This window comes from Conexibacter sp. W3-3-2 (genome assembly GCF_009707605.1).
In the GTDB taxonomy this organism is placed as follows: Bacteria; Actinomycetota; Thermoleophilia; order Solirubrobacterales; family Solirubrobacteraceae; genus Paraconexibacter; species Paraconexibacter algicola.
Genome location: NZ_WLYW01000001.1, coordinates 740,729 through 753,620, shown reverse-complemented (window position 1 = coordinate 753,620; position 12,892 = coordinate 740,729). Strand labels below are relative to the sequence as shown.

The 12,892-nt window shown below is 73.3% G+C and carries 12 protein-coding genes, 1 tRNA gene and 1 pseudogene; 11 read left to right on the top strand and 3 right to left on the bottom strand.

Annotated elements, in window-relative coordinates:
* Window positions 1-29: 29 nt before the first annotated feature.
* Window positions 30-344 carry a hypothetical protein gene (locus GKE82_RS03790; protein WP_107570426.1) on the bottom strand — a complete coding sequence of 105 codons (315 nt, stop codon included), beginning with the start codon at window positions 342-344 and terminating at the stop codon, window positions 30-32.
* Here GKE82_RS03790 and GKE82_RS03785 point away from each other — a divergent pair.
* From GKE82_RS03785 to GKE82_RS03745, 9 genes and pseudogenes are all read left to right on the top strand, one after another.
* Window positions 343-582: pseudogene (locus tag GKE82_RS03785) on the top strand (hypothetical protein); the annotation flags it as partial. The gene GKE82_RS03790 and the pseudogene GKE82_RS03785 overlap by 2 nt on opposite strands.
* A 253-nt stretch (window positions 583-835) precedes the next feature.
* Window positions 836-1,279: a tyrosine-type recombinase/integrase gene (locus tag GKE82_RS03780; RefSeq protein WP_309233383.1), complete on the top strand. Its 444-nt coding sequence runs from the start codon at window positions 836-838 to the stop codon at window positions 1,277-1,279.
* 19 nt (window positions 1,280-1,298) lie between these two features.
* Window positions 1,299-2,081, top strand: a complete 783-nt coding sequence (gene whiG / locus GKE82_RS03775) for an RNA polymerase sigma factor WhiG (protein WP_107570424.1) — start codon at window positions 1,299-1,301, stop codon at window positions 2,079-2,081.
* Window positions 2,082-2,177: 96 nt separating this feature from the next.
* The gene (locus tag GKE82_RS03770; protein WP_154732374.1) at window positions 2,178-2,981 is read left to right on the top strand and encodes a hypothetical protein; all 804 of its coding nucleotides are present in this window, start codon (window positions 2,178-2,180) and stop codon (window positions 2,979-2,981) included.
* A gap of 38 nt (window positions 2,982-3,019) precedes the next feature.
* Window positions 3,020-3,235 (top strand): hypothetical protein, encoded by a 216-nt coding sequence (locus tag GKE82_RS03765; protein WP_107570422.1) that lies wholly within the window; start codon window positions 3,020-3,022, stop codon window positions 3,233-3,235.
* Between the two features lie 5 nt (window positions 3,236-3,240).
* Window positions 3,241-3,897 (top strand): HD domain-containing protein, encoded by a 657-nt coding sequence (locus GKE82_RS03760; RefSeq protein WP_309233381.1) that lies wholly within the window; start codon window positions 3,241-3,243, stop codon window positions 3,895-3,897.
* 113 nt (window positions 3,898-4,010) lie between these two features.
* On the top strand, window positions 4,011-5,648 hold the full coding sequence (locus GKE82_RS03755) for a nitrogen regulation protein NR(II) (protein WP_154732373.1): 1,638 nt from the start codon (window positions 4,011-4,013) through the stop codon (window positions 5,646-5,648).
* Window positions 5,645-6,871: an HDOD domain-containing protein gene (locus GKE82_RS03750; protein WP_154732372.1), complete on the top strand. Its 1,227-nt coding sequence runs from the start codon at window positions 5,645-5,647 to the stop codon at window positions 6,869-6,871. The genes GKE82_RS03755 and GKE82_RS03750 overlap by 4 nt, the downstream gene beginning before the upstream one ends.
* Window positions 6,868-7,983 (top strand): response regulator, encoded by a 1,116-nt coding sequence (locus tag GKE82_RS03745; protein WP_107570418.1) that lies wholly within the window; start codon window positions 6,868-6,870, stop codon window positions 7,981-7,983. The genes GKE82_RS03750 and GKE82_RS03745 overlap by 4 nt, the downstream gene beginning before the upstream one ends.
* 212 nt (window positions 7,984-8,195) lie before the next feature.
* Here the strand turns inward: GKE82_RS03745 and GKE82_RS03740 are convergent.
* Window positions 8,196-8,269 (bottom strand) — tRNA-Gly (locus GKE82_RS03740).
* A 171-nt stretch (window positions 8,270-8,440) separates the two neighbouring features.
* Window positions 8,441-8,785: a hypothetical protein gene (locus GKE82_RS03735; RefSeq protein WP_154732371.1), complete on the bottom strand. Its 345-nt coding sequence runs from the start codon at window positions 8,783-8,785 to the stop codon at window positions 8,441-8,443.
* Between the two features lie 276 nt (window positions 8,786-9,061).
* On the opposite strand from GKE82_RS03735, the gene GKE82_RS03730 reads away from it, so the two are divergent.
* Window positions 9,062-9,568 (top strand): hypothetical protein, encoded by a 507-nt coding sequence (locus GKE82_RS03730; RefSeq protein WP_154732370.1) that lies wholly within the window; start codon window positions 9,062-9,064, stop codon window positions 9,566-9,568.
* Window positions 9,569-9,766: 198 nt separating this feature from the next.
* Window positions 9,767-12,814, top strand: a complete 3,048-nt coding sequence (locus tag GKE82_RS03725) for a phage tail tape measure protein (RefSeq protein ID WP_154732369.1) — start codon at window positions 9,767-9,769, stop codon at window positions 12,812-12,814.
* Window positions 12,815-12,892: the final 78 nt, after the last annotated feature.

Genomic DNA, 12,892 nt, shown 5'->3' with positions numbered 1-12,892 from the left:
GCGGCCGGGCGACGGTCCCGGCCCGGCGGTCAGCCCAGGTCGGGGGCGGGGCTGATCTCCGACGTCGTGCCCGGCAGCCCGATCTCCTCGACGGGCACTTCCTCCCAGCCCTTCTCGAGCAGCAGGGTGTGGTGCGGTTGGTGGCGAAAGACCAACGTGCCGATGTACACACCCTTCTCCTGCTTGCGCATCGCCGCGTACCACATGGTGGTCGCGTCGATCGGCGCGTTGATCGGGAACCACGGACGTGCCGGATCGTCGTCCATGGTCGCCAGCCCCGCCTCCACCAGTTGCTTCTGGGTGGCGATGTGACCGTCCGTCGTGTGGATGTAGAAGCGACCCATGTCCTCTGAGGATACGACCGGCTCCCCGGCGGAGCTGCCGCCCGCCTGGCAGCAGGCGCTGCTGCTGCTCGACCGCGAGCTGCGCGGCCGGGCCGCGGCCGAGAAGACCCGGCGCGCCTACGGCATCGACGTCGAGCAGTTCGCGCGCTGGGCGACCGCCGCCGGCCTCGAGCCGCGCGAGGTCGAGCACCGCGCGCTGCGCCGCTACGCCGCGAAGCTCGGGGAGGACGGGGCGGCACCGACGACGGTCGCCCGCAAGCTGGCGGCGATCCGCTCCCTGTTCCGGTCCCTGCGCGAGCACGGCCTCGTGGAGCAGAACCCGGCGGACCTCGTCGCCTCCCCGAAGCGGCCGAGGACGCTGCCGACCGTGCTGAAGCCCGCCGAGATCGCCGCCCTCCTGGACCGCATCCCGACGTCGACCCCGCTGGAGCTCCGCGACCGGGCGATGTTCGAGCTGGCGTACGCGTGCGGCCTGCGCGCGGAGGGAGATCGTGACGCTCGACCTGCCGAGCATCGACTTCGACGCCGAGCAGGTCCGCGTCGAGGGCAAGGGCGGCAAGACCCGCCTCGTGCCCGCCGGGGAGGCCGCGCTCGCCGCGGTCGCCCGCTACCGGGAACGTGCCCGCCCCGCGCTCGCCGGCGCGGAGCCGGATGCGGAACCGGCGCTGTTCCTCTCGAAGTCCGGCCGGCGTCTCGGCACGTCGGACGTCCGCCGGCGGCTGCGCGTCTGGGTGCGGCTCGCCGAGGTCCAGGGCGGGGTGCATCCGCACGCCCTCCGTCACTCGTTCGCGACGCACCTGCTGGACGGCGGGGCCGACCTGCGCGCGATCCAGGAGATGCTCGGACACGCGAGCGTCTCCACGACCCAGATCTACACTCGGGTAGAGTCAGCGCGTCTCAGGACGGCGTACGCGCGGGCACACCCGCGAGCCTGACACGAGACGGAGACCCAGGGTGGAGACGAACGTCAAAGCGATCGAACTGAAGGACCTCTGGCGGCGCTACAAGACCGCCGGGGACGAGCGCGCCCGGGAGCGTCTCGTGGTCGCCTACTCGCCGCTGGTGAAGTACGTCTCCGGTCGCATGGCGTCGGGCCTGCCGGCGCACGTGGAGGAGGCCGACCTCATCTCCTACGGTCTGGTCGGACTGATCAGCGCGATCGAGCGATTCGACCTCTCGCGCGAGATCAAGTTCGAGACGTACGCGATCACGCGCATCAAGGGCGCGATCATCGACGAGCTCCGCTCCCTGGACTGGGTGCCGCGGTCCGTGCGGGCCCGCGCCCGCGCGATCGAGCGGGCCAACTCGAAGCTCGAGCACAAGCTGCAGCGCGCGCCCACCGACGAGGAGATGGCGCAGGAGCTCGAGATGACCGTCGACGAGTTCCAGGCGGCGCTGCTGCAGATCTCCAACTCGACGATCGCCGCGCTCGACGAGCTGTGGACGGTGTCGGACTCCAGCGGTGACCAGGTGTCGCTCCTGGACACCCTGCAGGACCCGGACGCCCCCGATCCCGCTGCCGTGATGGACCAGACCGACCTGAAGGACCGGGTCGCCGACGCCATCGCGCGCCTGCCCGAGCGGGAGAAGCTCGTCGTGGCGCTCTACTACTACGAGAACCTCACGCTTCGCGAGATCGGCGAGGTCCTCGGGGTCACCGAGTCGCGGATCTCGCAGCTGCACACGAAGGCCGTGCTGCGCCTGCGCTCGCGCCTCACCAGCGACCAGGTCGACTGACCCGCAGCGCCGCTTCACCGGGGGCGGCGTAGCAGCTCGCGGGTGATCCGCGTCGTGCGGGGCCCGCTCGGGACCGCTGCTACCCTCGATCGCCGCGTGACCCGCAAGACCATCTCGACATCCCAGGCCTCCGTGGCGTGCGACGTGTGCGGCCGCACGCTGCTGCGCGGCGAGAACTCCGACGTGTTCCTGCACGGCGGGACCCGCCGCACCGTCTGCGAGCTGTGCACCGGCCGCGCCGTCCACGAGGGCTGGATCCGCGAGGGCATCGACGACGCGCTCGGCCGCAGCCCGCGCGAGGGCGCCGCCCGTGGCCTGCTGACGCGGCTGCGCACCCGGCGTGACGGCGGCCCCGCCCCGGCGGCCCGCCGCGGCGGTCGCTCCGGCGACCACGCCGCCGAGCCGCCCGAGGACGCGTGGGACGAGCTGCCGCCGCTGGAGCCGCTGGAGAACACCCGGACGGTCATCCCGGAGCCGATCGTCCGCGATCCCGAGCCGCCGGCGCCCGAGCCGCAGCCCGCCGCCGACCCGTACGCGGAGGCGTTCCACGAGCCCCGCGGCGTGCACGCGGTGCCGACGAACGCCGAGCTGAAGATCGCCCGGGCGCTCGAGGTCTTCAACGCCAGCCAGCACCCGCGCACCGTGTCGGGCGTGGCGCGGTCGCTCGGCGCCCCGATCGTGTCCGCCCGCCCGTCGCAGACCGAGGGCAGCATCGTGTCGGTCGTGGTCGGGTGGGAGCTCAGCTGGTACCGGTACGAGATCGACCTCGGCGACGAGGCCGCCGGGGTGCGCGTGATCGGCCAGGGGGCGGAGCTCGACGAGCTGACGCCCGAGGAGCGCACGCCCAACGCGGCGGCGGACGACGCGGGCGAGTTGCACCGCGTCGCGGGCGTCGCGTAGGTTCCAGCAGCGATGACCGCCGTGGGGAAGGGAAGCCGATGATCTACTGCGTCGTGCCGGAGGCGCTCGCCGACGAGCTCCTGGACAAGCTGACGGCCTACTACGCCGACGACCCGAACGTGAAGGTCATCGTCGACCGGCGCAAGTCCGAGCGCCGCGCCCGCGGCGCGGTCGCCCCCGAGGGCTCGGTCCGCACGATCCGTGACCGTCGCCGGCCGCGCGTGCCGGGCGACTTCCCGCCGCTCGACGCCTGAGCGGCGTGGCGACCGGCGAGGAGCTGATCGCCGCGGCCGCGGCGCACATCCGCGCGCAGTCCGTCGGCGAGGGCTCCGGGCACGACTGGTGGCACGTCCATCGCGTCTGGCAGAACGCGCGCCTGATCGCGCGCGGGGAGGACGTCGACCCGGTGGTGGTCGAGCTGGCGGCGCTGCTGCACGACATCGCCGACTGGAAGTTCCACGACGGCGACCTCGACGCCGGCCCGCGCGCCGCGCGCGCCTGGCTCCTGGACGCGGGCGCGGAGCCCGCGCTCGCCGACCGGGTCGCCGACATCGTCGGCCGGGTCTCCTATAAGGGTGCGGGCGTGCCGGACGACATGCCGTCGCTCGAGGGCCGGGTCGTGCAGGACGCCGACCGGCTCGACGCGATGGGGGCGATCGGGATCGGTCGCGCGTTCGCGTACGGCGGGCACGCCGGGCGACTGATGTACGACCCGGACGACCCGCCCGTGCGGCACGACACCGCGGAGGCCTACGTGTCCTCCAGCGGGGCGACGCTCAACCACTTCCCCGAGAAGCTGCTGCTGCTCCGCGACCGGATGCACACGGCCACGGGCCGGCGGATCGCGGACGAGCGTCACGCGTACATGGAGGCGTTCGTCGAGCGGTTCCTGGGCGAGTGGCAGGGCGAGGCCTGACCCGGACGTCCGTACGAGCCGGCGCCCGCGACTGGTGAGGCGCGCGGCAGTCCGTCCGTCGACCCCGGGGCGCGCACGTGGATGCGCGTGGGCGCGCGCGTCGATGGAGGGGTGTGCCCGAGCTCGTGATCCCCGATCAGGTCTGGCGCGCCCTCCCGGTGCCGCTGGTCCACGTGACCGCCGACGGCGAGCTGCTCGCCGCCACGCCCGCCTACCTGGCGTGGGCGTCCGCGCATCCCGACGAGGCGGCGCGCGCGCTCGCGCTCGGGGGCCGCAGCGCGTGCGAGCACGCACGGTGCAGCGACGAGCGCCGGACCGCGACCGGCGGTCGGACCGCGGTCTGGAGCCTCGAGGCCTGGCCGGACCCGTCGGGCTGTGGCGCGGTCGTGGAGCTGCACGACGTGACCGATCTGGCGCTGCGCGAGGAGCGACTGGAGTCGTGGGCGCGCGCGGAGCGCCACGCCCTGCGGGACGCCGAGGAGGCGGGCCGCGTGCGGCGCCTGGAGGTCGAGGCGCTGGCCGAGAGCCGCGCCGCGCTGCGCGCGTCCCAGCGCCGCTACCAGCGGCTGGTCGAGCACCTCCCGGCCGTCGTGTACCTGACGGTGGGCACGAGCGGCGGGCTCGGCGGCCTGGTCGAGTACGCGTCGCCGCAGATCGAGGAGCTGACCGGCTTCCCGGACTGGCGCTGGCTCGGAGCCAGCGACCTGTGGCGCTCGCGCCTGCATCCGGAGGACCGCGACCGGGTCGTCGCGCACGCCGACCGGCCGCTGGAGCCGGGGGAGCACCGGGCGATCGAGTACCGGCTCGCGCACGCCGACGGCCACGACGTCTGGGTGCGCGAGGAGCTCGCGGCGGTCGAGGACGGCAGCGGCGCGACCGTGGTGTCGCAGGGCGTGCTGCTCGACGTCACCGAGCGGGTCCTGGCCCAGCAGCAGCACGCGCGCGCGGAAGGCGAGCTGCAACTGGCGCGCAAGCTCGAGGCGGTCGGGCAGCTGGCGGCGGGGATCGCGCACGAGATCAACACGCCGATCCAGTTCATCGGGGACACCGCGGCGTTCCTCCAGGACGCGCACGAGGACCTCGTCGGGGTGCTGGACCACCATCGTGCGCTGGCGTGCACGGTCGACGAGGCGGCCGTCCGGGCGGCGGAGGAGCGCGTCGACCTCGACGACCTGCGCACGCGTCTGCCGCGGGCCCACGAGCGGATCGCCGACGGGGTCGGCCGGGTCGCGACGATCGTGCGGGCGATGAAGCGGTTCTCGCCCGGCGGACCGTCCGGCGAGCTGGCCCCGGCGGATCTGGACCGGATGCTGGCGGACACGCTGGTCGTGGCCCGCAGCGAGTACCGGCACGTGGCGGAGGTCGTCACCGACCTGGCACTGGACCGCGAGGTCCGCTGCAGCCCCGGCGACCTCGGGCAGGTGTTCCTCAACCTCGTGGTGAACGCTGCGCAGGCGATCGCCGCGACCGGTCGCGACGGGCACGGCACCCTGACCGTGCGCACCCGCCGCGAGGGCGACACCGCGGTCGTGCAGGTCGTCGACGACGGGGTGGGGGTGGACGCGGCGACGCTGCCGCGCGTGTTCGACCCCTTCTTCACGACGAAGGAGGTCGGGGTCGGGACGGGGCAGGGCCTGGCGATCGCCCACCGGATCGTCACGGAGATGCACGGCGGGACGATCACGATGTCGAGCCGGCCCGGGGTGGGCACGTGCGTCGAGGTCCGCCTGCCGGTCGGGGGCCCGCGATGAGCGCCACGACCGAACGTGTGCGGATCGTCTTCGTGGACGACGAGCCGGAGATCCTCGAGGGGCTGCGCGATCTGCTGCGCCGCCGCCGCGACCGCTGGGACATGAGCTTCCACGACGGGGCGGCGGCCGCGTTGACGGCGCTCGACGCCGGATCGGTGGACGTGATCGTCACGGACGTGCGGATGCCGGGCACGGACGGCGTCGCGCTGCTGGAGCAGGTCGAGCGCCTCCACCCCGACGTGGTGCGGATCATCCTCAGCGGTCAGGTGGAGCCGCGCAACGCGACGCGGGCGGGGCTCGTGGCGCACCGGGTGCTCGGCAAGCCCTGCGCGGAGCCGGAGATCGCCCGCGCGGTGCAGGAGAGCCTGGAGGTGCGCGCGCGGCTGCGTGAGGAGGGCCTGCGGCTCGCGGTCACGGGCATCGGTGAGCTGCCGCGCGCCCCGCAGGTCGTGCTGGAGCTCTGCGACGCGCTGGCGCACGACCGCACGGGTGCGGCCGAGCTGGCCCGGATCGCGTCCCGCGACGTGATCCTCACCGCGCGGCTGCTGGGCCTGGTGAACTCCGCGTACTTCGGGGTGCCGCGGACGATCGTGCGACTCGAGGAGGCGATCGCGTTCCTCGGGGTCTCCACGGTGGAGGCGGTGGCGTTGGAGCACGGGGTCCTGACGGTCGCCGGGCCGCGGCTGCCCTCGTCGGCGCTCGAGGCGTTCGAGGCGCACGCCCGGTTCACCGGCCGGATCGCGCGGGACGTCGTCGGCTCCCGCGAGCTGGGCTCGGCGGCGTTCGCCGGCGGGCTGCTGCACGACGTCGGCGCGCTGCTGCTGGCGAGCGCCGACCGCGGCGCGCACCGTGCACGCCTGCTGGCCGCCGCCGACGCCGGCCTGGCCCTGCACGAGGTCGAGACACGGGAGCGCGGTGCGTGCCACGCGGCGACGGGCGGGCGGCTGCTCGCCCTGTGGGGCCTGCCGGCCGCCGTCGTCGAGGCGGTCGCGTGCCATCACGCGCCCGACGCGGCGAGCGGCCCGCCGCTGGTCCGGGCCGTCGCGCTGGCGGAGCGCCTGGCGCACCGGCTCGAGGATCCCGGGACGACCGCGATCTACCGGCACGGTGATCCCGCGGTGTGGGGTGCGGACGCGCCGGTCGGGGTGCCCGAGCTGCCGGACGCGCTGACCCGGCTGTGGGCCGAGCTGGGTGGGGCCGTGGCTCCGGAGCGTGCGGCATGAGCGAGCACGATCGCCCGGTCGTCCTCTGCGTCGACGACGAGCCGCAGGTCCTCGAGGCGCTCGGGGACATGCTGCGCCGCAGCTACCGCATCCACACCGCCAGCCAGGGCTTCGAGGGCCTGCGGGTGCTCGACGAGGAGCCGGTCGAGGTGATCGTCAGCGACATGCGCATGCCGGTCCTGGACGGTGCGCGCTTCCTCGGGATGGCCCGCGACCGCGCGCCGGACGTCACGCGGATCGTGCTGACCGGACAGGCGGACGCGGCCGCGGCCGCGAGCGCGGTGAACGACGGCCAGGTCTTCCGCTACCTCACCAAGCCGGTCGCCCGCGACGTCCTGCTGGCGGCGATCGAGGCGGGCGTGCGCCGGCACCGTGAGCGGATCTCCGAGCACCGGGTGCTGCAGGACACGGTCCGCGGCGCGACCGAGGTCCTCACCGAGGTGCTCGGTGCCGCCGATCCGGTGGCGCAGGGTCGCGCGGCACGGCTGACGACCCTGGTGCTCGACGCCGCGCCGTCCCTGGGCCTGACCGACACGTGGACGCTGCAGACCGCGGCCGCGCTCAGCCAGCTGGGGACCTTCGCGCTGCCGGCCGACACCGCCGCCCGGCTGGCCGACAGCCGGGCGCTCGAGCCCGCCGACCGCGACGCGGTCGTCGGCGCGGTCCGTGCCGCGGGCCGGATGCTGCGCCGCATCCCGCGGCTCGACGCGGTCGTCGCGGCGCTCGACCCGCCCTCCGGCGAGCTCGGACCGGCGGCGAGCCTGCTGCGCGGCGCGGTCGCCCTGGACCTCCTGTGCATCGGCCTGGCGCCCGCCGACGCGGTCGCGGTGCTGCGCGCGGAAGGCGCGATCGCCGAGCCGGTGCTCGACGCGCTCGCCGCGGCCGTCGGCGCCCGGCAGGAGTCCTTGCTGCTCGAGCACGGGCTCGCCGAGATCCCCGCCGGCAGCACGATCGCGCAGGACGTGCGGCTGCCCGACGGGACGCTGCTGATCGCTCGCGGCGTGCGCGTGACGCCGGCGATGACCCTGCGCCTGGAGCATCTCGCCGCGCGCCATCGCGGCCTGCGGGCCTACGTGCACGCGCCGTCGCAGGACGAGGACGCGGCGGCCTGACCGGGAGCGGGACGTGCCTCGGAGCGGTGCCCGCTGATTGACCTCGGGCCGAGGCGTCGGCCGCCTTCGCGCCGGCGGAGCTGCACCATCGGAGCCGACGCGAGCGTCCGTGACCGAACGCTCGCCGGCCGGCGTCCGAGAACGCGGCCCCGAGTTTGGGGACCACGTGTTCCGAGCAACGAGAAAGCCCCGCCGGGGCGGGGCTTTCGTCAAGCGGCTGAAGAGACTCGAACTCTCGACCTTCTGCATGGCAAGCAGACGCTCTAGCCAACTGAGCTACAGCCGCAAGGTGGCACGGAGTATAGACGAGCGCGACGGAGCTTGACGGCTCGTGGATGCACCGGGGCTACAGGGCCCGGAACGGCCGATGGCCGCTCGGGGGAGAGCGGCCATCGGTCGGGGGTGGGGCGGCGCGGCGGGGGAACGGCGCCTGCCCCTCGGGGCGCGCTGAAGGGGGTCAGCGCTGCGCCATGCTCCGCTGCGCCACCAGGGGGGTGTGGCGCGGGAGCGCGACGAGGGTGCCACCGGTGGTGGCGCTGCTGCCCGTGGGCGCCGTCACGACGTCGCGACGGGGCAGCAGGTAGATCTCGGCGTCGAGGTCGAGCTGCTCGGGGACGACGATCGCCGGGGACGGCATGCGCACCGCGGGCGTCGCGGCGACCGGGGTGGGCGCGGCGGTCGGTGCGACGGAGAGGTCGAGCGTGACGGCCGTGGCGGGCGTGCTGCCGGCGCGGAAGCCCGTGAGGTTCAGGACGAGCAGTGCGAGCGGCGTGACGATCGCGAAGAGGAAGAGGTACTCCATGGTGTGTCTCCGGGAGGGGGTGGGTGGTCGCCCCAGGCTGCCCCCAGAGCACGAGGCACATACCACCACCGACCGGGGTGCGCGCCCACCGTCGGCCTGGACGGTTCTGCGGTCGAAACCGGGGCCGTCCGCCCGGTGGACCGGGGCCACCCGATCGGATGAGCGTCCGGTCGTCCCACCGTCATGAACGGGCTACGTCAATTTGCCACGGCCCCCGAACGAGCTGCGCGCGGAGCGCCGACGATCCCGCCTGCGCTCCCGCACCGTACCCGGCGCATGGATCGCACGACGGCAGAGGGGATCGCCCGCGCCTGGGCCGACAGCCCGGAGCGGCGGTCGGAGGCGCACGAGGCCGGACTCGGGCTCGTGCAGCGGATCGCGTCCGGCCTCGCCCAGCTGCCCGTCGAGCCGCGCAGCTGGGCGGTCGTCCCGCGCGTGACGCCCGAGCGGGAGGCGGTCGACGGCGACGTCACCGTCCTGCTCCTCACCGACACGGCGCTCGTGAGCTGCGAGATCGACGTGCCGCGTCTGGAGGCCTGGGAGATCGCCCTGACCACGTTTCCGTTCCCGCTCGCCGTCCTGCAGTGGGCCGTCGTCGTGCAGTGGTTCGGCGCCGGCGAGGAGCCGTTCACCGAGCGTCACGTCACGGTGCTGCAGAGCGGCGAGGCGACCGTCGCGGTGCTCGGCGACGAGCGGCTCGAGGGCCGGGAGCCCGACCGCGAGGCACGCGCGTTCCGGGACGCGGTCGTCGCCGCGATCGACGCGGCCGCCCCGACCGGCTGACCGGCCCCGGAACGGAGAAAGCCCCGCGGCTGCGGGGCTTTCCGAGTGGGCGATACTGGGCTCGAACTCTGGCGCACAAAGTCGTTTCGGGACGACGACGTACATCTAGGTACGCGCCAAGGCCTCGAAACACGACCCAGAACGGGCCGGATGTAGCAAAGGTGATGCCACGTTCGCGTGCCGGACTACCATCCGTCGATGGCCAAGATCGGCACCGCCTACGTCGAGATCAAGCCGGACCTCTCCGGTCTGCAGTCGCAGGTGGATCAGGCGCTCGGCCCGCTCTCCGGCAAGTTCGAGAAGTGGGGGAAGGCCGCCGCGGTCGGTGTCGGCGCGATCGCCACGGCCGCCGGCGCCGCAGGCAAGGCGCTCTACGACATCGGCGGGCAGTTCGACGACGCCTACGACAGCCTGCGCGTCACCACCGGCAAGACCGGCAAGCAGCTCGACGGCCTCGAGAAGACGTTCAAGAACGTCGTCAAGACGACCCCCACCGACTTCGGGTCCGCCTCGGACGCGGTCGGGCAGCTCAACGCGCGGCTCGGCCTCACCGGCAAGCCGCTCGAGAGCATGTCGAAGCGGTTCCTCGAGCTCTCGCGGATCACCGAGACCGACCTCAACACGAACATCGAGTCGCTCACCCGGACGTTCGGCGACTGGGGCATCGCCACCGGCAAGCAGGGCGACGCGATGGACAAGCTCTTCCGCGCGTCGCAGAAGACCGGCGTGCCGGTTGCCAAGCTCGGCGACACCCTCGTGAAGTACGGGGCGCCGCTCCGTCAGCTCGGGTTCTCCTTCGAGCAGTCCGCCGCGATGATCGGCAAGTTCGAGAAGGAGGGCGTCAACACCCAGCTCGTCATGGGCTCCCTCCGCGTCGCGCTCGGCAAGATGGCCAAGGCGGGCGAGGACCCGCAGAAGACCTTCCAGCGCGTCACCGGCGAGATCAAGAACGCGGGCACCGCCGGCGAGGCCAACGCCAAGGCGCTCGAGCTGTTCGGGGCGCGCGCCGGCCCGGACATGGCGGCCGCGATCCGCGAGGGACGCTTCGAGCTCGGCTCCCTCACCGGGCAGATCGCCGGCGGCAAGGACACGATCCTCGGCGCCGCCAAGGACACCCAGGACTTCAGCGAGAAGTGGCAGATCCTCAAGAACCGGGTCCTCGTCGGGCTGGAGCCGCTCGCGAGCCGCGTGTTCGGCGCGGTCGGCACCGCGATGGACCGGCTGCCTCAGGTCGTCGAGCGGCTCCGCATCACCTTCGACCGCCTGAGGGGCGCCCTCTCCGGGGCTGGCGGCGAGGGCACCCGCATCCAGAACGTCCTCACGACGCTGCAGGGGTGGATGGACACCTTCAAGACCACGTTCTCGGCGGCCGTCGACATTGCCACCGTGGCCTGGCGGAACTTCGGCGACCTCTTCGTCCGCTACGCGAAGAACCTGATCGACACCGTCATGGGCGTCGCCGACGGGATGCGGCAGGTCCTGAGCGGCCTCAGCGACTTCGTCGCCGGGATCTTCACCGGCGACTGGTCCCGCGTCTGGGACGGGGTGAAGCAGATCTTCGCGGGCATCTGGGACGCCATGAAGGCCGTCGTCAAGGGCGCCTGGGAGCAGATCAAGATCCTGGCCGAGGCCGGCGTCCGCGCGATGCTGACCGCGGTCCGCGCGCTCGGCGGCCAGCTCCTCGAACTCGGCCGCTGGATGCTCGGCAAGATCGTCGACGGCTTCCAGGCCGTCGGCAACGCGCTCGCGAGCGCCGGAGGCTGGCTGAAGAACCGCGTCGTCGACGCCGTGGAGGCCACGGCCGAGGGCTACGCCGCTCTCGGCCGCTGGGTCGTCAACCGGCTCGTCGCCGGGTTCAAGACGGTCACCGAGGCGCTCGGCACGGTCGGCGGATGGCTCGCCAACCGCGTCGTGGAACTCGTCCAGCTCGGCGGCGAAACGCTGGTCGCCGGTGGCCGCTGGGTGGTCAACCGGCTCGCCGACGGCATCACCACGGTCACCGAGGCGCTCGCCGGCGTCGGTGGGTGGATCAAGAACCGAGTCGTCCAGGGCCTCACCGACCTCAAGGAGGACTTCCTCAAGATCGGCGGCAAGGTCATCGGCTGGATCGTCGAAGGCCTCACCAGCGGCGGCAAGGTCTTCCAGGGCTTCGTCAACAAGCTGATCGACGTCCTGAACGAGATTCCCGGCGTCAAGATCCCCAAGGTGAGCCTGTTCCGGAAGGGCGGCGTCGTGGACGCGCGCTCGGTGCCGGGGATGGCGACGGGCGGCGTGGTGCACCACGACGACTGGTTCGCCAAGGGCGGCGAGATCACCCGCCCGATGGTCGTCGTCGGCGAGGAAGCCCCGAAGCACCCCGAGTACGTCATCCCCACCAACCCCGCGTACCGCGGGCGCGCGCTCACGCTCTACGCGCAGCTCTCGCGGCAGCTCGGCGTGCCCGGCTTCGCGCTCGGCGGCGTCCTCGACCGCGCGCTCCCGTCCCCCAAGGACATCCTCGGCGCGCCCAGCGCGCTGCTCGAGCAGGGCGCGAAGTTCATCCTCGACAAGCTCCCCGGCGTCGGCGACCTCCCGGCCTGGATGAAGGGCATGGGCACCTACGTGCTCGCCGAGGTCAAGAAGTGGATCAAGGACAAGGTCGGCGACATCGTCCCCGGGGGCGGCGGCGCGGAGAACCTCGGCACCGGGCTCGTGAAGACGCTGCAGCAGGCCATGACCCTCGCGGTCCGCTCCGGGCTCACGATCACCTCCACCACCGGCGGCCAGCACGCCCCCGGCTCCTACCACTACTCCGGGCGAGCGTTCGACGCCTCCAACGGCTTCGGCCCGACCCCGCAGATGATGCGCTACGCGCAGTTCATGTCGCGCGCGGCGCGCCAGAACCTGCTCGAGCTCTTCTACACGCCGCTCGGCTACTCGATCAAGCACGGCCAGGTCACCGCGCCGATCGCGGCCGCCGGCCACTTCAACCACGTGCACGTCGCGATGGCGAAGGGCGGCGTGCTCGGCGGCACGAAGACGATGACCGGCCCGTTCGTCGGCTCCTACCGCAACGGTGGCGTCATCCCCCGCGACGGACTCGCCTACGTCCACCAGGGCGAGACCGTCACCCCCGCCGGCGCGCCCTCGATCTACGCCGACATCTGGATCGGCGGGGAGAGGATCGACGAGCGCGTCGAGGTCAAGATCCGCGAGAGTTCGCGGACCAGCGCCCTCCAGGCGCGGGCCGGAGTCGTCAGCCGCTGAGAGTTCGCCACCGAACGAATCTGCTGCCAGCGGGCGTGGTAGTGTTACGCGCTACCAGCGACGGGATCTCACAACCCG